The following is a 21761-nucleotide window of genomic DNA, read 5'->3' as shown; positions in this document are numbered from 1 at the left end:
GCACTGGCTACGTCAAAATTTACTGGTAAGTGATGTTAAACACCGCAGGGGTGTTAAAATCACCGGCTCTGACGTCAGTATCTGCTTTGCCACTGTCGCGTACCAACCGTGCGCTAAGCGGAAACACTTTGGCATTATTCGTCATGTTCACAGTGGTCGAGTTTTTAGCTTTACACTCAATTTGCTTACCACTGTCTGGTGTCGCAGAGTCCCAAACTTCGACGGCTACCGCTTCCGCTTTATTGGTCGATGCTGCGTTAGCAAATGCTTTCCCGTTGCCGTTGCCATCACAAGTTGCGCCATTTCCCGGGCTTAGGGTAAATACAGCCTGATTCTGTGGCAGACCATCACAGCCGCTAAATGCCAACTGGAATTTTTGCACTTTTGCTTTGCTGATCACTTCGGGAATATAGACGTTCTGGAAATTGACGGTGTCAATCTTTGCACTACCCGTGTCCTGTAGCTCAACTTTACAGGTCCCGGCAGTGATATTGGTAACAATAGTCAAATCTAATGCGTCGACGGTCGCGTACACCGGGTTGATACCAAGAGTAGCGCAGGTCAAAACACTTGCGACACACCAGGCTAATTTTACTTTTTTCATTAGATTACCCCGTTACTCATAGGTGAAATTAAACGTGACTTTGGCATCAAATGGGCCGATCGTGCCAGTATTGGGCGTAACTTCACGCATGGCTGCGCTTAAGTTTAATCCTTTACTCATTTCATCGGCCGTCCATACAATGGTGGTGTTATTATTTAAGCCAAAGTAGACATCGTCCGATGATGACTGGCGGCGGAAAGCAACACCAATGTTTGAGGCTTTGCCAGTGGCTGAAGACGGTATGGCTAACACGGGTTGTTCGGTAGACGTTTTTTCCGCTTTTATTGTCGTTTTCAGTCCTGTAAGCCCATTACAGTTAGCAGGCTTCAATGTAAAGTTTGCCTGGCTCTCGGCACCTTTAGCACGCAATTGATCGAGGCGAATATCGGGAATAGTTAGCTTATAGGCATTCGTTCCTGCATTACTGATGTTTGAACCGCCATAGGGGATGACCGACATATCACAGGTTGGCTGTACGATTGTGGCGATGAACTTTACATCGACATCAACAGCGAACACCGGAGCGGTTAGCATAAGTGCGCCTAAAGCAAAGGGAATACATGTCCGTCTCATAGCTTTTCCAAAATTTGCGGATTTAGCGAGTCACAGATACCGTACACAGTACGTTATCCAACGACAGGGACCGGTTGCCACTTTCTTCAGTAGCAGTCATCGGAACCTGATAATGAGCAAGGCAATGCTGAGCTTGTCTGTTCTCATCGAACCAGTTCACCCGCAACACCCCTTGATCTTCTATACCTCTGATAAAGGCCCGGTTACCCTGGCCGATATAACCAAGGACATTACCTTGTTCATCGGTGACATCTGCGGCAAACGGCAATGGCTGGCCGTCATTGCGGTGTAGGGTCACCATTGCTGAGCGCCCCTGGTCAGTTTCAAAGTTGGTCAGTGTGATAGCTCCGTAGCGCGGTACGGTGCGGGAACTGGTACTTTTTAGCTCGACATCGTTTTCCAGGCCTTTAATGTCCAGGCTGATGTTATTTTCCTTATAAGGCGATGCGGAAGATGAGATGCCATATCCCCAGCGGTCGATGGTATTGTTACCATAGTTAATTCGTGCGCCTTCAGCGCCAGGGGCTTTTACCAGAACCAATGTATCGCTGTCGCTGAAGCTGTTGCCAGAAAACGTAAGCCCCCCCTGATGCAGAACAAAACCGCCGTCAGTGCTTAATGACATCTGACGGTTACTGTCAGTGTCTGCGCTTGCGGAAGCAGATAATGTTCCCCAGGGCGATTCGTAACTTATGTAGCCCCCGATATCAGCCAGATCGGTACTGTTTTTATTGATGCTGTAATCAGTACTCACGCTGTAGCTGTATTTACCATCACCGCTGGCACCGTTGGTGCTGGCACTGAAAGCGTGGCTGCCGTTAAAGTCGGTGTTCATTCGTGCGTCAACGTACTGGAAGCCGCTTTCACGTCGTTTACCACCAAACAATTTTTCGACAGGAAGACTGACGCTCAGATAGAAACTATCATCCTGCTTGCCATCTTCATTCCAGGTACGCTGAATGGAAGCACTCCAGGAGCCCCAATCCGTCCCTTTGCTGTAGCCCATTGAGTAGTAGCTCCGGCTGCTACTTCCGCCCCAGTAATCTGTCCAGCTACCGTTCAGATAAAAAGAACCATAATCTATCTCTTTGAATTTCAACGGTTGGTTGAGGCTGATCGTAAACTGGTTGCGCAGACGCTGGTAATTGTTCATCGTCTGCTGTTCGTTGGCGGGTAGATGTTTGGCATCATCCTGTAGATTCAGTGCGTCATTGAGCCCCAGGTAGTTGCTGGTGGAGTAGCGATAAGCGGCAAGGTTTAAAGACGTATTGGTCTCATTAAACATTTTGTTCCATGAAACACGGTAGCTCTGCCCTGTGTAGGTCTTGTCTTCATATATCCTGGCCTGAGATTGCGTCACATCAAACGACACGGCGCCGATTGACGTGTTTACCCCGACCCCTAACAGGAAGGCCTGGTAATCAGCATCGGTGAGTTGAATGCCGGTGTAGCCCGTAAAGGTGTTGTTAATGCCGTAATACCATGTACCTTGTAGAAGATTGTAATCATCGCGAAGATCGTCGCGATCAATCTGCCCACCGCTGATATCCCAGCGACCCACGCCAGGGCGCAGCATCTGAATAACGGACGAGAAAGGCTGAGAGAAAGTGCGACGCGAACCATCTGCTTCCTCGATAGTGACTAACAGGTCGTTGCCGTAGCCGGAAGGGGAAATATCGTCGATGGCGAACTCGCCCGGAGGAACGGTACCTTCATAAATTTTGTAGCCGCCCTGTGTTACGGTGACCTTAGCGTTGCTGTTAGCAACACCACGGATAACAGGCGCAAATCCGGTCATTGACGGTGGCAACATGCGGTCGTCGCTATACAGTCGTACCCCTTTTATACTAACGGAGTCGAAAGTTTCCCCGGTTGTATAGGTTTCCCCGACCACTAATTGCGAGCGAATAAATGGCAGTTCACGCTGAAGATAGCTGTTCTGGAAATCCAGATTACTGCCAATATCCTGCTGCCAACTGTAGTTACCGTTGCTTCTCAGATGCCAGTTTCCGAGGTTAATACCGGTATTAAAAGCGGTATAAAAAGTCTGGTTTTCGTCGTCATGCTGCGTGTTGCGCCAGGCATTCATACGATAGGAGAGCATGGCTGCATTTATACCATCCTCCCATAGTGAAGGATCGACATAGCCCTGGTAATTACGCATGATCCAGACTTGCGGAACTGTCAGTTCCAGTTTTTGATCGTTAGTATCGAAATAAACCTGTGACTGTGGAATAGCTTTTGCGATATCAAGGCAATCATCTGTGCTTTCATTGCGCTTTTGTAATACTGCTTCTCCGTCCCGGAGATCAGGTTGTTTTATATGAAGCTGACTCAGTATTTTTCGCGAAATACAGGCTTCGGCGTTTCTCTTGCCCACATCAATCATTTCGATGTTCAGGCTGCTGGCGGAAATATTATTGACGTAAACCTTTACGTCATAATTTCCCGGCATTGCCGGGTTGCCATCAGAATAGCGCGATAAGTCTATTCCTCTGGCGGAAGAGCCCATGAGAAAGCTTGGGTCGTACTCAATCGTCTCTGTTGCATTCGTGCTTTGGGCATAAATGCAGGATAAGATAATAGCGATCCTTGTTAATTTATAATGAGCCATCTTTTTTTTATACTCGTATCGCAAAAAAATCATCAATAAAATCAGGTTTAAAGATTGCTTTCACCTTTAATTTCACTGCCATAATCACTAATTGCTGAATAACGTAATTTTGCGCCGCCTATAGATGTTTGTAGCCCTTGCACACTAAAATCGCTATTGCTATTTGGCGCTATCATAGAAGTATTTACAACATAAGACTTCGTGCCTGATACAACATCCACGGCTGAAAATGAGACATAGTATGGAGTAGGATTAGTTACTTTGATTTTATTACCGCTCCATTGCCATTTTAATTGGGATGGAGCCGTAAACGGATCACCACTTAACCCCTCCGGGCGGTAAAATAATTTAATGCGCGTACGGAAAGCCAGTTGTAGAAGATTTTTATTTTCAGCTTCTTTATCTTGTACTTTTGGCGGTACTTCCAGCACATTAAACCAAAAGACACTTTCGCGATCTTTTGGTAACGCCTGGCTATTCGTATAAGTGATTGTCACCGTCTGACCGCGTTTTGGGTCTATACGTGAAACTGGTGGGGTTGCGTTAAACGGTACTTGAATGGTCGCCGGGTCGGCATTATCGTCACCCGTATCCAGCCATGACTGGACCAGTAATGGGCGCGAGCCTTTATTTTCCAGGCGCATAGTGACATTCTTGTCTTTTTCTTTATAAATAACGCGCGTTCCGTTAATGACAATATCTGCCTGCGCAACTGATGCGAAAACAGATACAGTACTTGCAAGTAATAAAGGGATAATTTTCTGATAAATCTGCATCTCTTCTCTCCTTGAAAAACGCAAAGTCATGAATAAGAGGCTGCAAGCACAGCCTCTTAATACAATTAACTCAACTCCAATGAAAATTAATTGTAAGTTAAGGTATAGGTGCTGTTAGTTTTCACATGACCAGAGGTCACGGTGGCATTAGCATCAGACTTCACATAAGATGCTTTTAAATGGAAGTTCGCAACATGAGTGGTGGTGTCGAATGCTTCAGTGATCTGGTTGCTCGGGTTATTCACTTCGACCAGATTCAGTGCGCCAGTATTATTTACATGGTGCAGAGCAATATCGACATTACCAGCTGGGTCCTGGACCGAGCCGTCATTACTCAAAGTACCCTGGTTAGAGTTATGGTACATAGAACTGAAACTCATGACTGCGTTTTGAGCAGTTGCATTACCTGTTGCACAGTCAACTTTAATATTAATATCTTCCGGGAAACCACCTGCAGCCGTTTTGCTCATTGCCGGGACATCAGCAATTTGTGCAGTTTGTAGCATAACCGTAACGTCTTTACCGCCACCATTTATTGTAGTTACACAAGTACCAGCGGTAACAAAACCACCGATATTCAACTGACCACCGTCAACACCAGCCATTACTGAACCGGCTGAAAGGGAAGATGCTGCTAATACGATGGCAAGTAGCTTTTTGTTCATTAAAATTCTCCATAAAAAAAAGAGAGACGAATCAATAACAAATATTAATTTATTGTTATTCTACGTCTTCCAAAAACGCGGCAGAGACTAGCAATATAAGGATGGAAATAAAAATTGATGATGTGAATGATTTGGGGTGATTTATTGATTTATCTTCTCTTACATTCATTATTTGAATAGCTATTTATTTTAGAGCAATCGGTTAGGTGAGAATAAGAGTGTTTATAAGGGGGTTTTGTTGGTAAATGGTTGATTTTTTTAATTTTATTATTTTTGTTGTGATTGGTTATGGTGTGTCATTTTTATTATATATATATTTTAGTATGTCATTTTGTATGCATTAGTTTTTCTATATTTACATATTAGATAATCTTAATATAAAGTTTAATATTATTAATATATACGTTAATTTTCATGTGTTTTTTTTGCTCGTTTGTGCCTTTTTTGGGAGATCTCACTTTTTTTTGATCTTAATTATCTAAAAGAAGAAAGGAATTTTAACCATAAGGATTATGACTGGCATATCAGAGGCAGGAACCAGATGACTGATGCGTATTTCACTACACACGCTAGCTTGAATAATTAGCAGGGGGAGGGTGATTACCAGCGTGGTAAGGGACAAGAAGCATTGCTTGTTAATAAACTTTGCAATGTCTCTCCATCAGGGAAAATTAATTCCGGCGCAATCTCAAACAACGGCCACAGCATAAAGCCACGATTTTTCATATCGTAGTGTGGAACGATCAGGCGTTCGGTATTTATCACTTCATTACCAAACAGCATGATATCGAGATCCAGCGTGCGCGGTCCCCAACGTTCAGCTTTACGGACGCGACCTTGCTGCAATTCAATACGCTGTGTGTGATTGAGTAACTCTTCGGGCGCGAGAGTGGTTTCAAGTGCCACTGCCGCATTCAGATAATCAGGTTGATCTTGCGGCCCCAGCGGTGGGGTGCGGTAAAACGAAGAAACGGCAAGAATGCGGCTTTCAGGGATATCGCCTAATGCTTTCACGGCAGCATTGACCTGCTCCAGCGGAGAGGCCAGATTGCTGCCTATGGCAATATACGCCACTGTCATGCGGTGCCCTCACGACGCGGCGCGCGTTTGCGTGGGCGACGAGTACGACGACGAGCTGACGGTTCTTCATCCAGTTCGTTAAGCATCCCTTTTTGGTCTGGCGGCGCGGAAACCTGGAACTCACCCCACCATTTCACCAGACGTTGCAGTTCAGCGTTACGCTCAACTTCAGCTCGCAAGGCCAACAGGTCGTAAGCCGCACGGAACTTAGGATGCTCCAGCAGTTTCCATGCACGTTTACCCTGACGACGGGACATGCGCAACTGTAACTGCCAGATATCGCGGGTTAAAGTCGTCAGACGTTTCGGGATCGCCAGTGAACGGCAGGCTTCGTCCAGCACATCGTTCATCGCCAGCGCGAAAGCGTCGTGATAGGTCAGGCCGCTCTCCTGAGCAATTTTCTGTGCTGTTTCCAGCAGTGGATACCAGAACATGGCGGCAAACAGGAACGCCGGGTTCACACGCATATCGTTATGGATACGCGTATCGGTATTCTTCAGTACCTGCTCAATGATCCGCTCCATCGGGCTGTCGCCATTTTCCGTGAAGTAACGGGTAATGGTCGGGAACAGCGGCTGGAACAGATGATATTCACACAGCAGTTTATAGGTTTCGTAACCGTAGCCCGCTTGTAGCAGCTTAAGAGACTCTTCAAACAGGCGCGCTGGAGGAATATCGTTCAGTAGGGTAGCGAGGCGAGGGATCGGTTCTGCGGTTTCCGGGCTGATGCGCATCCCCAGTTTTGCCGCAAAACGTACCGCGCGCAGCATACGTACCGGATCTTCACGGTAGCGCGTTTCCGGGTTACCAATCAGACGGATAACGCCGTCTTTCAGATCCTTCATGCCGCCAACGTAATCACGGACGGTAAAATCTGCGACGCTGTAATACAGGCTGTTGATAGTGAAATCGCGGCGCTGGGCGTCTTCTTCGATGGAACCGAAAATGTTGTCGCGCAGCAACATGCCGTTTTGCCCGCGTTGGGAGGTCGTACGGTCGCTGACGTTACCTTCGTGGTGTCCACGGAAGGTTGCGACTTCGATAATCTCCGGGCCAAACATCACATGAGCAAGACGGAAACGGCGACCCACCAGGCGGCAGTTACGGAATAGTTTACGCACCTGCTCAGGCGTGGCGTTGGTGGTCACGTCAAAATCTTTCGGCTTTTTGCCAAGTAACAGGTCGCGCACGCCGCCGCCAACCAGCCAGGCTTCGTATCCCGCTTTATTGAGCCTGTACATTACCTTCAGGGCATTTTCACTGATATCTTTGCGGGAGATAGCATGTTGCTCACGCGGGATCACCGTCACCTGGGGACGGGCGGCAGCCTGTTCAGCCTCGCTTTCCTCGCGGCTTAGCACCTTGCGGCAAAAATTAGCGACTCGGGTAAAAATAGTACACCTCGGTAGTGTCAAACATCATTCAGGACAAAAAAATAGCGGCTAATCATAGCTCAGCATGACGCATTTGAGAATGTTGAATTTACAATTGCCGACTCAGGCACGGCGGTCAGCGTCCAGTTTTTGACGGCTGACTGAAGGATTTGCTCGACGCTGAAATCCTGCCAGTGTGTTTCTGCCTGCTGACCCAGAAATTGAAGCGCGGCGATTAACACCGGGCGAGGATCGCCTTTCGGCAACGCAGGCGCATGATTCTGCTTGGAAAGTTTAGCGCCTTGTGCGTTAAGCGCCAGCGGCAAATGAATGTAATCTGGCACCTGCCAGCCAAAAAGCTGGTACAGCGAGATTTGTCGCACCGTCGGTTCAATCAAATCTGCGCCACGGACAATTTCTGTCACGCCCTGGAAGTGATCGTCAACCACTACCGCCAGGTTATAGGCGAACAAACCGTCACGGCGATGAATAATAAAATCTTCCCGTGCCAGTTTTTCGTCGGCGTGAATAATACCGCGCAGCTGATCGGTAAACTGGGTGACCGGATGCTGCTGGCGGATGCGTACTGCGGCGTTTTCTGGGGAATGATGTAATTCACGGCAATGACCGTCGTAAATACCGCCAATGCTGTGAATACGCGCACGCGTACAGGTGCAGTAATAACTTAGCCCTTGCTCACGTAACCAGGCGAGTGCTTCGCGATAGGCGTCATGACGTTGCGATTGCCAGAGGACATCGCCGTCCCAGTGCAGACCGTAATGTTCCAGCTGGCGCAGGATTGTCTCTGCGGCACCGGGAACTTCACGAGGCGGGTCGATATCTTCAATGCGTACCAGCCAGCGACCTTGCCGGGCGCGTGCCTGTAGATAGCTACCAAGCGCGGCAATCAGAGAGCCAAAATGAAGCTCGCCGGAAGGAGAGGGGGCGAAGCGACCAATATAGTGTGTGTCTGTCATCTCGTTGAACAAAAAATAAGGCGGGAGCATTTCCCGCCTGTGGTAAACGTGATGGAACGGCTGTAATTAGCCAGCCATCTGTTTTTCGCGAATTTCAGCCAGCGTTTTGCAGTCGATGCACAGATCGGCTGTCGGGCGCGCTTCCAGACGACGAATACCAATTTCAACACCGCAGGATTCGCAGTAGCCGAAATCTTCGTCTTCCACTTTTTTCAGCGTCTTCTCGATCTTTTTGATCAGCTTACGCTCGCGATCGCGGTTACGCAGTTCGAGGCTGAACTCTTCTTCCTGGGCTGCACGGTCTACCGGGTCCGGGAAGTTGGCTGCTTCATCCTGCATATGTGTAACGGTGCGATCGACTTCATCCCTGAGTTGATTACGCCATGCTTCCAGAATACGACGGAAGTGCGCCAGCTGGGCTTCATTCATATACTCTTCGCCCGGCTTCTCCTGATATGGTTCCACCCCAGCGATGGCGAGAATACTCAGGGACGATGTTTTACGGTTTTGCCCTTCTTGCATGTTGCTTCTCCTTAACACGCACTATCGATCCCCATGTTCGGGGGAAAAATGAGGCCGCTATAAATAGCAGATGCTTTTCCGGATAGCAATTATCTAAACGTAACACTTGACAACTGTGTGAGGAAAAGCGTATTTGCGCACGCGACCAGAATGTAAATTAACCAGTTACTTACTTTACTACAATGTAACCGGCAGTGATTTTTTAAGAGCCATGCCTTCAGCAGAAAGTTCCGCTTTATAAGCCAGAATTTCTACCCCCTTCTGTTGAGCCTCTGACAATAGTTGCGCGTATTTCTCATCGATGTGGCGCGCGGGTGAAAACCGTGTAATGGCTGAATGCAGCACGGCAAAAAAAATCACTGCACGCTGACCTTCAGCTGCTACGCTCATCAACTCCCGAAGATGTTTCTGACCTCGTTCAGTGACTGCATCGGGAAAGTATCCCTGTTCATTTTCCGCTAACGTAACCGATTTCACTTCAATATAGCAGTCAGGTCGAAACCTCGCCTGTAACATGAAGTCAATACGACTGCGCTCGGCGCCGTATTTTACTTCGCTTTTCAGCGAGCTATAGCCTGACAGTTCCGAAATATCCCCATTGAGGATAGCCTCTTTCGTCAACCTGTTTGCCCAAAGTGTATTGACGCAAATAAATGCACCGCTTTGGCTTTGGGTCAATTCCCAGGTGTGTGGATATTTCCGTTTTGTGTTGTCGGAAGTGGAATACCAGACGGTATCGCCAGGCGTTGCACAACCGGTCATCGCACCTGTATTAGGGCAGTGTAGCGTTAATTCGCGGCCATCGGGTGTGATCACATCGGCTAAAAAGCGTTTATAACGCTGAACCAGCGTGGCGCGTTGTAGAGGGGGTGAAAATTTCATTGTGACAACCCTTGTTATTGCGTCAGTGTCCAGCGTTTTAGCGGCGTGTAGCGTGTGCGCCCACGGGCAAACGAGGAGGCGTAGAGGGTAAACTCCGTCACCGCATATGACCAGTTAAAACCAGGCGGCGGGATTGTCACCGCCTCGCTGGCGTCGCGCAATAAGGTGATATGCGGATGAAACGGTCGATTGCTTTGAAAACAACCACTGCGAGCGGCCTGCGAACGGAGCATATTTGCTAACTGGATTAAGCCGCGCGGTGGCTGGCGCATCCCTAACCACACCACGCGCGAACGCAGCCACTGACCGGCGTCATCAAGCGTCAGAGTGAAGCCCGGTTGACGAATCCGTCCGGCTAAAAGAGAAAGCGCCTTCTCTTTCTCTGCGCTCACTTCGCCTAAAAACGCCAGCGTCAGATGCAAATTTTCGGCGGCAACCGGACGCCCCGCTTCTGGCGGAAATTGTGCGGCGCGCCAGTGGATAATCTGTTCGCGAATTTCTGCGGGTAAGTCGATGGCAAAGAACAGCCGTTGCGGTTCAGACATGTGAGGCACTCGGTTATGAATTACCGCGATGCTACAATGTGGCGCGAAGAATGTTAACCCTCAGGAGCGTTTTGTGTCGTCGTTGCCCGTTGCTGCCGTCTTACCTGAATTACTTGCTGCTCTCGATACCGCACCGCAGGTGTTATTAAGCGCGCCGACCGGAGCCGGGAAATCGACCTGGCTGCCGCTACAACTGCTGGCGCATCCAGGCATTAACGGAAAAATTATCCTGCTGGAGCCACGGCGTCTGGCGGCACGTAACGTTGCGCAACGACTGGCGGAGCTTCTTAACGAAAAGCCTGGTGACACGGTTGGCTACCGGATGCGTGCGCAAAATTGCGTGGGGCCGAATACCCGACTGGAAGTCGTTACTGAAGGTGTACTGACGCGCATGATCCAACGCGACCCGGAACTAAGCGGCGTCGGTATGGTGATCCTTGATGAATTTCATGAACGCAGCTTGCAGGCTGATCTGGCGTTGGCGCTATTGCTGGACGTGCAACAAGGGCTGCGCGATGACTTAAAGCTGCTGATTATGTCGGCTACGCTGGATAACGATCGTTTGCAACAGATGCTGCCAGAAGCGCCGGTTGTTGTTTCTGAAGGACGTTCTTATCCGGTTGAACGCCGTTATTTGCCGCTGCCTGCTCATCAACGCTTTGACGAAGCCGTCGCGGTTGCTACCGCCGAATTGCTGCGTCAGGAAAGCGGATCATTACTGTTATTTTTACCCGGCGTCGGAGAAATTCAGCGCGTTCAGGAACAACTGGCTTCGCGCATCGGCAGTGATGTGCTGCTCTGCCCGCTGTATGGCGCGTTGTCGCTGAACGATCAGCGAAAAGCGATCCTCCCCGCACCACAAGGAATGCGCAAAGTGGTGCTGGCGACCAATATTGCTGAAACCAGTTTAACTATTGAAGGTATTCGTCTGGTGGTAGACAGCGCCCAGGAGCGTGTAGCGCGCTTTGATCCGCGCACGGGGCTTACGCGACTGATTACTCAACGCGTTAGTCAGGCATCAATGACGCAACGTGCCGGGCGTGCCGGGCGTCTGGAGCCGGGGATCTGTCTGCATTTAATCGCCAAAGAGCAAGCAGAACGCGCTGCCGCGCAAAGTGAACCGGAGATCTTACAAAGCGATCTCTCCGGTTTGCTGATGGAGTTATTGCAATGGGGATGCAGCGATCCAGCTCAGATGAGCTGGCTGGATCAACCGCCAGCGGTGAATCTACAGGCGGCGAAACGTCTGTTACAAATGCTGGGGGCGCTGGACGGTGAACGGCTAAGCTCGAAAGGGCAAAAAATGGCGACGCTGGGTAACGACCCGCGTTTAGCGGCAATGCTGGTTAGCGCGAAGAACGACGACGAAGCCGCTACCGCCGCAAAAATTGCCGCCATTCTCGAAGAGCCGCCACGGATGGGGAATAGCGATCTGGGTGTGGCGTTTTCGCGCAATCAACCGGCCTGGCAGCAACGCAGTCAGCAACTGTTAAAACGCTTAAATGTGCGTGGTGGCGAGGCAGACAGTTCGCTTATCGCGCCGCTTCTCGCCAGGGCGTTTGCCGATCGTATTGCTCGCCGCCGTGGGCAAGAGGGGCGCTATCAACTGGCGAACGGCATGGGAGCAATGCTGGACAGCGATGATGCCTTAAGCCGCCATGAATGGCTGGTCGCGCCGTTATTATTGCAGGGCAGCGCCTCGCCGGATGCGCGAATTTTACTGGCGCTACCGGTCGATATTGATGAGTTAGTGCAACGCTGCCCGCAGTTGGTACATCAATCTGACACAGTTGAATGGGACGATGTGCAAGGCACACTAAAAGCCTGGCGTCGGCTGCAGATTGGTCAGCTCACAGTAAAAGTACAGCCGCTGGCGAAACCATCGGAAGATGAATTACATCATGCAATGCTCAACGGTATTCGCGATAAAGGTCTAAGCGTACTTAACTGGACGCCGGAAGCGGAACAGCTACGTTTGCGTTTGCTGTGTGCTGCGAAGTGGCTACCGGAATATGACTGGCCAGCAGTTGATGAGGCAAATTTGCTGGCGACGCTGGAAACGTGGCTGCTGCCACATATGAGCGGTGTGCATTCACTGCGAGGCCTGAAATCACTCGATATTTATCAGGCGCTGCGCGGATTACTTGATTGGGGAATGCAGCAACGGCTGGATAGTGAACTTCCTGCGCATTACACTGTGCCGACGGGAAGCCGGATGGCCATTCGTTATCATGAAGATAACCCCCCTGCGCTGGCGGTGAGAATGCAGGAGATGTTTGGCGAAGCCACCAATCCGACGATTGCCCAGGGGCGCGTGCCGCTGGTGCTGGAGCTGCTTTCACCCGCCCAAAGGCCGCTGCAAATCACGCGTGACTTGAGCGCCTTCTGGAAAGGGGCGTATCGCGAAGTGCAAAAAGAGATGAAAGGGCGTTATCCCAAACATGTCTGGCCGGACGACCCCGCCAACACCGCGCCGACGCGCCGGACGAAAAAGTATTCGTAAAACGGGTATGGGCAGTCCCCTCGCCCCTATGGGGAGAGGGATAGGGTGAGGGGTAATGTGCGTGCTGATGCCCTCACCCCGGCCCTCTCCCACAGGGAGAGGGAGAAAAGCAATTTTGAGAGATATCTTCTTCTGTCTTGCAACGGAAGAACAGAAAATCGGGCTTTTGCGCCTGAATATTGCGGAGAAAAAGTATGGCCGGGAATGACCGCGAGCCAATTGGACGCAAAGGGAAACCGACGCGTCCTGTCAAACAAAAGGTAAGCCGTCGTCGTTACGAAGATGACGATGATTATGATGACTATGAGGATGAAGAACCGATGCCGCGCAAAGGTAAAGGCAAAGGGCGTAAGCCTCGTGGTAAACGCGGCTGGCTCTGGCTGCTACTGAAACTGGGCATCGTATTTGCGGTGTTAATCGCCGTTTACGGGGTTTATCTCGATCAAAAAATTCGCAGCCGTATTGATGGCAAGGTCTGGCAATTGCCAGCGGCAGTTTATGGTCGGATGGTAAACCTTGAGCCAGACATGACCATCAGCAAGAACGAGATGGTGAAACTGCTGGAGGCGACCCAGTATCGTCAGGTGTCGAAGATGACCCGCCCTGGCGAATTTACCGTGCAGGCTAACAGCATTGAGATGATCCGCCGTCCGTTTGATTTCCCGGATAGTAAAGAAGGGCAGGTGCGTGCGCGCCTGACCTTTGATGGCGATCATCTGGCGACCATCGTCAATATGGATAACAACCGTCAGTTCGGTTTCTTCCGCCTTGATCCGCGACTGATAACGATGATCTCTTCGCCAAACGGCGAGCAACGTCTGTTTGTGCCGCGCAGTGGCTTCCCGGATCTGCTGGTGGATACCTTGCTGGCGACGGAAGACCGGCATTTCTACGAGCATGACGGTATCAGCCTCTACTCCATCGGACGTGCGGTTCTGGCAAACCTGACCGCCGGACGCACGGTACAGGGAGCGAGTACGCTGACGCAACAGTTGGTGAAAAACCTGTTCCTCTCCAGCGAACGTTCTTACTGGCGTAAAGCGAACGAAGCCTACATGGCGTTGATTATGGATGCGCGTTACAGCAAAGACCGCATTCTTGAGCTTTATATGAACGAGGTGTATCTCGGTCAGAGTGGCGACAACGAAATCCGTGGTTTCCCGCTGGCGAGCCTGTACTACTTTGGGCGTCCGGTGGAAGAGTTGAGCCTTGATCAGCAGGCGCTGCTAGTTGGTATGGTGAAAGGTGCGTCAATTTACAACCCGTGGCGCAACCCGAAGCTGGCACTGGAGCGGCGTAATCTGGTGCTGCGATTGCTGCAACAACAGCAGATTATTGATCAAGAACTCTACGACATGTTGAGCGCGCGTCCGTTGGGCGTACAGCCGCGCGGTGGGGTAATCTCTCCACAGCCTGCTTTTATGCAACTGGTACGTCAGGAGCTGCAGGCAAAACTGGGCGATAAAGTGAAAGATCTCTCCGGCGTGAAGATCTTCACTACCTTTGACTCGGTGGCTCAGGACGCCGCAGAAAAAGCCGCCGTGGAAGGTATTCCGGCACTGAAGAAACAGCGTAAGTTGAGCGATCTGGAAACGGCGATTGTGGTCGTCGACCGCTTTAGTGGCGAAGTTCGTGCGATGGTCGGTGGTTCGGAACCGCAATTTGCGGGTTATAACCGTGCGATGCAGGCGCGTCGTTCGATTGGTTCACTGGCAAAACCGGCGACTTATCTGACGGCATTAAGCCAGCCGAAAATCTACCGCCTGAATACGTGGATTGCCGATGCGCCCATCGCGCTGCGTCAGCCGAACGGCCAGGTCTGGTCACCGCAGAACGATGATCGTCGTTATAGCGAAAGCGGCAGAGTGATGCTGGTGGATGCGCTGACGCGTTCGATGAACGTGCCAACGGTAAATCTGGGGATGGCGCTGGGGCTGCCTGCGGTTACGGACACCTGGATTAAGCTGGGCGTGCCGAAAGATCAGCTGAATCCGGTTCCGGCGATGCTGCTGGGGGCGTTGAACCTGACACCAATCGAAGTGGCACAGGCATTCCAGACTATCGCCAGCGGCGGTAACCGCGCACCGCTTTCTGCACTGCGTTCAGTGATTGCTGAAGATGGTAAAGTGCTCTATCAGAGCTTCCCGCAGGCGGAACGCGCTGTTCCGGCACAGGCGGCGTATCTGACACTATGGACCATGCAACAGGTTGTGCAGCGTGGTACGGGTCGTCAGCTTGGGGCTAAATATCCAAATCTGCATCTGGCAGGGAAAACAGGGACTACCAACAACAACGTTGATACCTGGTTTGCGGGCATTGACGGCAGTACGGTGACCATCACCTGGGTAGGCCGCGATAACAACCAGCCAACTAAGCTGTATGGTGCCAGCGGGGCAATGTCGATTTACCAGCGTTATCTGGCTAACCAGACGCCAACGCCGCTGAATCTTGTACCGCCGGAGGATATTGTGGATATGGGCGTGGACTACGACGGTAACTTTGTTTGCAGCGGTGGTATGAGAACTTTGCCAGTATGGACCAGCGATCCAGATTCGTTGTGCCAGCAAAGCGAGATTCAACAGCAGCCGTCGGGCAATCCGTTTGATCAGTCTTCTCAGCCGCAGCAGCCTGCGCAACAGGAGCAGAAAGACAGCGACGGCGTAGCAGGCTGGATCAAGGATATGTTTGGCAGTAATTAACGTTCTCAGGTAGTAATGCGTTGATACTAATGGCAGGTTCTCTGTGGATACAGGGAACCTGCTAAATTTAGTGGGATGCAAATATCAGAAGAAATTGACCTGTTTAATATTCAACGCAATGAATTTAAATATTTTTTGCGTGAAGCATTCTTCCTTTGATGCCAACAGACATCCTCTCAGAATGGTCGATGAAAGCGTATCGACACAGCCTTTGCCGGACTTAATGAGAAAGCGAATCAAAAAGGTAAATAGTGAATGACTATAGCAGTGCACGCTAATGAGGTATCTCTCAACGTTGTTATTGGTATTAATGAGGGGGGCAAAAGATGATGCGCTCTGGTCAGCAAGTATCACATCCTGAGAATCACTATCAGGCATTATTGCAGGAAATTATGGCATTAAGTGGCCTGGATCCGAAAGGCGTGGCGCAGTATCTCGGCACTTCTTACATTGCAGTTACTCGCTGGATTCGCGGAGATATTGAACCCAGTGCCGATACGATAAAAGAATTGCATGAGCTACTTGCGAAGCTCAATGCGGGTCTGGCGATCGATCTTGCAAATCTGAATACGACACGAACATTCGCCTCTCGTGGGATACGTAAAAAAACCACAGCCGACAAATATGAAGGCACGATTGTGCTGCGCGATGAGCCGGGCCCGGCTCTGCTCTCCCGACTTAAAAAAGGAGAACTTTGGGGCAATGGTGAATACCAGTTGGCTGAAATTCTTTCATCGCATCCTGAAGCCGCGCAGACCGTGAAAGAGGCTGTGGCGGAGGGCGTTTCAGCAGGAAAGAATACGTATACTTATGACGCGCATACATATCACACCAAAGTTCCGCCTCAAGGGATTGCCCAGGTGCTGCAAAAATATTTGCCCGAAGGCGGACTGGTGCTTGATCCCTTTGCGGGAAGCGGTATGACAGGGGTTGCGGCGCTGACGACCGGCCATGATGTCATTCTTAATGAACTGTCACCTGCAGCCAGTTTTATCGCTAATCGATTTACATCGCAATGTGATCCCGCTGCGCTCGCGGCGGCGGTAAAAGTAGTTACTGAGAGTCTGGTGGATCTGCGCAAAACCCTTTACACAACGCAATGCCGTACCTGTGGAAAAGAGGCGGAGTTGCTCTTTACTGTCTGGTCATACAAAGTCATTTGCAGTGAGTGTAGTAAGGAGTTTGTGCTTTGGGACGAATGCCGTAGCTACGGTAACACCGTGCGCGAACATAAATTTTTGCGCGAGTTCCCGTGCCCTCATTGCCATCATCAGGTCAAAAAATCGCGCCTTGCCCGAACGACGCCTGTGCCGGTTCTCGTGGGGTACAAATGCTGCGGTAAAGCTCAGTCTGAGGTGCCGCCTGTAGAAGCCGATCTCAAGCTCATTACCGCAATTGACGCAGGCAAATATCTTGCTGAGGAGTTCATCCCGGATTTCGAGCTGCCAGATGGGGTGAATCTGGCACAGCCCAAGCGTCATGGTCTGACTAACATAAAGCATTTTTATACTGCCAGAAATCTGGCGGCGATGAGCCAGTTGTGGAAAGCGATTCATCGCGTTGAAGATACTAATATTGCCGCATTTCTCGGCTTTGTTTTCACTTCGCTCTATCAGCGTGTGACCCGGCTTTCTGAGTACCGTTTTTGGGGCGGTAGCGGTAATACGGCAAATTTTAATGTCCCTTATATTTTCAATGAAGCAAATATCTTTTTGACCTTCGAACGCAAGGCCAGATCAATTATTGATCACCTTGAAACCACGGCTAAAGCCTACGTTGGTCGTTGTCAGGTTAAAACGGGTTCCGCGACCGATCTTTCGTTTCTGCCGGATAATAGTGTTGATTTGATTTTCACCGATCCGCCATTTGGAGCCAACATTAACTATAGCGAAATGAATATGTTGTGGGAGTCCTGGTTAATGTCCTATACGGATGCCACGGATGAAGCCATAGTTAATCGCGTACAAAAAAAGGATGCCAACAGATATCAGGAATTAATGACGCAGAGTCTGGCTGAAAGTTATCGTGTGCTAAGACCTGGGCACTGGATGGTGTTGGTATTTATGAACTCTTCGGAGGATATCTGGAATCGTCTGCGTAATGCCGTGCTGGATGCTGGTTTTACCATTGAAAGGATCGATATTTTCGACAAGCAGCACGGTACGTTTAAGCAATTTGTTAGCGATAACACCGCAGGTGCGGATCTCATGCTGCATTGTCGTAAAGTTGAAAATGGCAACAAGCGGGCAGTGTCAACGGCGGAGGCGAAAACTATTTCAGTTAAGGAATTTCTGAGCCAGCGAAATGGTACGATCCCCGTGCTTCCTTATCTGCACGTTAAACGTGAGGCTGATATCGACTATCGCACTCTCTACAGCGAATATCTGGCTGAAAGTCTTTTACTGCATGGGAAAATGTTGGACTTCGCGACCTTCAGGTCTCAGGCAATTGCTCTTTTGGAAGGTAATAAGGATCCGTTGTAATGGCATACTTACAAGCATTTACTGATACTGAAAAGGTATTTGCTAAACGGTGGTTGGCAACTCAGGTTGCCGCCATGATGGGCAGAAAGCTGGAGGAAGGCGACTGGAGCCGCGTTTACTGCCTGGCAAAAAATATTCCCGATGGTGGCTGGAGCAATTTACATATTGATGTCAATTATCAGGGATTGGGGCTGGAGATGAAACTCTTGCGCATAGCAGGCCTGCGGGACAGACCGATCAAGTCAGTCTGCGGTACTACGCTTATGCACCCAGCTGCAACGCGTTCGATCCGTATTGATGATACCACTCGTGATGCTAACGATGTGATGCATGACGTCTTCCAGCAATACGCAGAGCTTATTGAACGTCGAACGCAAACGGTAAGAGATGCCGCACCTCATAAGACCCCTGATATGCGTACAGGCTGGCTGCTATGGGAGGATAGTCTGACGGAATTCCTCTATTTTGAAGAGCGGATGATCCCGCCAAATCCGGAACAGTACACAGCGGTATGGAATGTTACTCCAGCTAAAGGGGCACGTAAGGCCAGCAAAAGTTTGTGGATATATGACCGGGATACAAAGCAGAAACGCTATTCTGTGACGACGAGTGCGGGTATCAAGATCCAGCCATATTTTGACGTGCCGCTGCCGTCAGACGAGAATCTTTGCTATTTTCGCGTGCAGAGTGAGCCGGTGAATGAAGAGATCGTCCGCATGTGGGTTTCTGCCTCCACCGCTCAGGCACTAAAAAGCCGGCTGGGTTCGCTCGATACCGCCACCATGAATGAAGCAATTTTCCGTGCCATTGAACAGAGTGAGAACAACACTCAGGCGCCGGAAGTTGATGAAGGACTGGCGGTTTCTATAGATATCAGTAAACAAGCGCACGTTCAGCTCGCGGAAGCCTGGGAGGCCGTGAGCGATGAGCACCGCGCGCAGCTTCTTCTGAAAGCGTTATCCTGACGCTGCTTGTATAGACTGGGGAATAAATCACTACGCCTTGTGGAGTGAATGAACACAGGGCGTAGATAAATCAATATCAGTAACATCCCGCCTAAACAATTAACCCTTTCTTTTCATCTGATTGTTTATTGACCCTTCAGGGGCGCGCATATTGCGTACCGCTTGCGAACCCGTCAGCCTTTCGAATATTATCTTATCTTTATAATAATCATTCTCGTTTACGTTATCATTCACTTTACATCAGAGATATACCAATGGCGCGTTACAAAACTGCTCAGCCAAAACACTCGCTGCGTAAAATCGCAGTTGTAGTAGCCACAGCGGTTAGCGGCATGTCTGTTTATGCACAGGCAGCGGTTGAACCGAAAGAAGACACTATCACCGTTACCGCAGCACCTGCACCGCAAGAAAGCGCGTGGGGGCCGGCGGCTACCATAGCAGCGCGACAATCCGCTACCGGCACCAAAACAGATACGCCGATTCAAAAAGTGCCACAGTCTATTTCTGTTGTGACCGCCGAAGAGATGGCGCTGCATCAGCCTAAGTCAGTAAAAGAGGCGCTCAGCTACACGCCTGGTGTCTCTGTTGGTACGCGTGGCGCATCCAACACCTATGACCACCTGATCATTCGCGGTTTCGCTGCAGAAGGCCAAAGCCAGAATAACTATCTGAATGGCCTGAAGTTGCAGGGCAACTTCTATAACGATGCGGTCATTGACCCGTATATGCTGGAACGCGCTGAAATTATGCGTGGCCCGGTTTCCGTGCTTTACGGTAAAAGCAGCCCTGGCGGCCTGTTGAACATGGTCAGCAAACGCCCGACTACCGAACCTCTGAAAGAAGTTCAGTTTAAAGCCGGTACTGACAGCCTGTTCCAGACTGGTTTTGACTTTAGCGATGCGCTGGATGATGACGGCGTTTACTCTTATCGCCTGACTGGTCTTGCGCGTTCTGCCAATGCTCAGCAGAAAGGGTCAGAAGAGCAGCGTTATGCTATTGCACCGGCGTTCACCTGGCGTCCGGACGATAAAACCAATTTCACCTTCCTTTCTTACTTCCAGAACGAGCCGGAAACCGGTTATTACGGCTGGTTGCCAAAAGAGGGAACCGTTGAGCCGCTGCCGAACGGTAAGCGTCTGCCGACGGACTTTAACGAAGGCGCGAAAAACAACACCTATTCTCGTAATGAGAAGATGGTAGGGTACAGCTTCGACCACGAATTTAACGATACCTTTACCGTGCGTCAGAACCTGCGCTTTGCGGAAAACAAAACCTCGCAAAACAGCGTTTATGGTTACGGTGTCTGCTCCGATCCGGCGAATGCTTACAGCCAACAATGTGCGGCATTAGCGCCTGCGGACAAAGGCCATTATCTGGCGCGTAAATACGTCGTTGATGATGAGAAACTGCAAAACTTCTCTGTTGATACCCAGCTGCAGAGCAAATTTGCCACTGGCGATATTGACCACACCCTGCTGACAGGTGTTGATTTCATGCGTATGCGTAACGACATCAACGCCTGGTTTGGTTACGACGACTCCGTACCGCTGCTCGATCTGTACAATCCGGTGAATACCGATTTCGACTTCAATGCGAAAGATCCGGCAAACTCCGACCCTTACCGCATTCTGAATAAGCAGAAGCAAACGGGTATTTACGTTCAGGATCAGGCGCAGTGGGATAAAGTTCTGGTCACCCTGGGCGGCCGTTATGACTGGGCGGATCAAGAATCTCTTAACCGCGTTGCCGGGACGACCGATAAACGTGATGACAAACAGTTTACCTGGCGTGGTGGTGTTAATTACCTGTTTGATAATGGCGTAACACCTTACTTCAGCTATAGCGAATCGTTTGAACCTTCTTCCCAGGTCGGAAAGGATGGTAATATTTTCGCACCGTCTAAAGGTAAGCAGTACGAAGTCGGCGTGAAATATGTGCCGGAAGATCGCCCAATTGTGGTGACAGGTGCACTGTATAATCTCACCAAAACCAATAACCTGATGGCGGACCCTGAGGGTTCCTTCTTCTCGGTTGAAGGTGGCGAGATCCGCGCACGTGGCGTAGAAATCGAAGCAAAAGCGGCGTTGTCGGCGAGTGTTAACGTGGTGGGTTCTTATACCTACACCGATGCGGAATACACCACCGATACTACCTACAAAGGCAATACGCCTGCGCAGGTGCCAAAACACATGGCTTCTCTGTGGGCTGACTACACCTTCTTTGACGGCCCACTTTCAGGTCTGACGCTGGGCACTGGTGGTCGTTATACTGGCTCCAGCTATGGTGATCCGGCTAACTCCTTTAAAGTGGGAAGTTATACGGTCGTGGATGCGTTAGTGCGTTATGATCTGGCGCGAGTCGGTATGGCTGGCTCCAACGTGGCGCTGCATGTCAACAACCTGTTCGATCGTGAATACGTCGCCAGCTGCTTTAATACCTATGGCTGCTTCTGGGGCGCAGAACGTCAGGTCGTTGCAACCGCAACCTTCCGTTTCTAATT

16 protein-coding genes are annotated in these 21761 nt (G+C 50.2%); 5 read left to right on the top strand and 11 right to left on the bottom strand.

The features are described from left to right. Nucleotides 1–19 precede the first annotated feature (19 nt). The 11 genes from HEM79_RS03125 to thpR all read right to left on the bottom strand — a co-directional run bounded on the left by HEM79_RS03125 (nucleotide 20) and on the right by thpR (nucleotide 10611). A complete protein-coding gene (locus tag HEM79_RS03125) occupies nucleotides 20–604 on the bottom strand; it encodes a fimbrial protein (protein ID WP_176241760.1) in 585 nt (194 codons plus the stop codon). A 12-nt stretch (nucleotides 605–616) separates the two neighbouring features. Next, complete coding sequence (locus HEM79_RS03120) at nucleotides 617–1138, bottom strand: fimbrial protein (protein WP_000954399.1); 522 nt, start codon at nucleotides 1136–1138, stop codon at nucleotides 617–619. A gap of 61 nt (nucleotides 1139–1199) precedes the next feature. Next, the gene (locus HEM79_RS03115; RefSeq protein ID WP_404864670.1) at nucleotides 1200–3824 is read right to left on the bottom strand and encodes an outer membrane usher protein; all 2625 of its coding nucleotides are present in this window, start codon (nucleotides 3822–3824) and stop codon (nucleotides 1200–1202) included. Between the two features lie 14 nt (nucleotides 3825–3838). Then, entirely contained in the window at nucleotides 3839–4567 is a 729-nt protein-coding gene (locus HEM79_RS03110; protein WP_176241757.1) for a fimbrial chaperone, read from the bottom strand. Nucleotides 4568–4653: 86 nt separating this feature from the next. Beyond that, the gene (locus HEM79_RS03105) at nucleotides 4654–5232 is read right to left on the bottom strand and encodes a fimbrial protein (protein WP_001035567.1); all 579 of its coding nucleotides are present in this window, start codon (nucleotides 5230–5232) and stop codon (nucleotides 4654–4656) included. A gap of 600 nt (nucleotides 5233–5832) precedes the next feature. Next, entirely contained in the window at nucleotides 5833–6312 is a 480-nt protein-coding gene (gene folK / locus HEM79_RS03100; protein ID WP_176241756.1) for a 2-amino-4-hydroxy-6-hydroxymethyldihydropteridine diphosphokinase, read from the bottom strand. After that, a complete protein-coding gene (gene pcnB, locus HEM79_RS03095; protein WP_206748363.1) occupies nucleotides 6309–7706 on the bottom strand; it encodes a polynucleotide adenylyltransferase PcnB in 1398 nt (465 codons plus the stop codon). The genes folK and pcnB overlap by 4 nt, the downstream gene beginning before the upstream one ends. A 59-nt stretch (nucleotides 7707–7765) precedes the next feature. Beyond that, on the bottom strand, nucleotides 7766–8662 hold the full coding sequence (gene gluQRS / locus HEM79_RS03090) for a tRNA glutamyl-Q(34) synthetase GluQRS (RefSeq protein WP_176241755.1): 897 nt from the start codon (nucleotides 8660–8662) through the stop codon (nucleotides 7766–7768). Between the two features lie 66 nt (nucleotides 8663–8728). Then, nucleotides 8729–9184, bottom strand: coding sequence for an RNA polymerase-binding protein DksA (dksA, locus tag HEM79_RS03085; protein WP_001155227.1), 456 nt, complete (start codon nucleotides 9182–9184; stop codon nucleotides 8729–8731). Between the two features lie 177 nt (nucleotides 9185–9361). Further along, nucleotides 9362–10066, bottom strand: a complete 705-nt coding sequence (sfsA, locus tag HEM79_RS03080) for a DNA/RNA nuclease SfsA (RefSeq protein WP_000672746.1) — start codon at nucleotides 10064–10066, stop codon at nucleotides 9362–9364. Between the two features lie 14 nt (nucleotides 10067–10080). Further along, entirely contained in the window at nucleotides 10081–10611 is a 531-nt protein-coding gene (thpR, locus tag HEM79_RS03075) for an RNA 2',3'-cyclic phosphodiesterase (protein WP_001294671.1), read from the bottom strand. Between the two features lie 73 nt (nucleotides 10612–10684). Between thpR and hrpB the strand changes: the two genes are divergently transcribed. The 5 genes from hrpB (at nucleotide 10685) to fhuA (ending at nucleotide 21759) form a co-directional block, all read left to right on the top strand. Continuing rightward, nucleotides 10685–13114, top strand: coding sequence for an ATP-dependent helicase HrpB (hrpB, locus tag HEM79_RS03070; protein WP_176241754.1), 2430 nt, complete (start codon nucleotides 10685–10687; stop codon nucleotides 13112–13114). A 194-nt stretch (nucleotides 13115–13308) separates the two neighbouring features. Next, complete coding sequence (gene mrcB, locus HEM79_RS03065) at nucleotides 13309–15813, top strand: bifunctional glycosyl transferase/transpeptidase (protein WP_000918199.1); 2505 nt, start codon at nucleotides 13309–13311, stop codon at nucleotides 15811–15813. Nucleotides 15814–16205: 392 nt separating this feature from the next. Beyond that, on the top strand, nucleotides 16206–18296 hold the full coding sequence (locus tag HEM79_RS03060; RefSeq protein ID WP_286178526.1) for a DNA methyltransferase: 2091 nt from the start codon (nucleotides 16206–16208) through the stop codon (nucleotides 18294–18296). Beyond that, nucleotides 18296–19261: a hypothetical protein gene (locus HEM79_RS03055; protein ID WP_000323818.1), complete on the top strand. Its 966-nt coding sequence runs from the start codon at nucleotides 18296–18298 to the stop codon at nucleotides 19259–19261. The genes HEM79_RS03060 and HEM79_RS03055 overlap by 1 nt, the downstream gene beginning before the upstream one ends. Before the next feature lie 254 nt (nucleotides 19262–19515). Continuing rightward, nucleotides 19516–21759 carry a ferrichrome porin FhuA gene (gene fhuA / locus HEM79_RS03050; RefSeq protein ID WP_176241752.1) on the top strand — a complete coding sequence of 748 codons (2244 nt, stop codon included), beginning with the start codon at nucleotides 19516–19518 and terminating at the stop codon, nucleotides 21757–21759. The last annotated feature ends 2 nt before the right edge of the window (nucleotides 21760–21761 follow it).

Source organism: Escherichia sp. 93.0816, from assembly GCF_013368855.2.
GTDB classification, from domain to species: Bacteria; Pseudomonadota; Gammaproteobacteria; order Enterobacterales; family Enterobacteriaceae; genus Escherichia; species Escherichia ruysiae.
The sequence above is the reverse complement of the archived record's forward strand: the minus strand, read 5'-3'. Positions and strand labels throughout refer to the sequence as shown.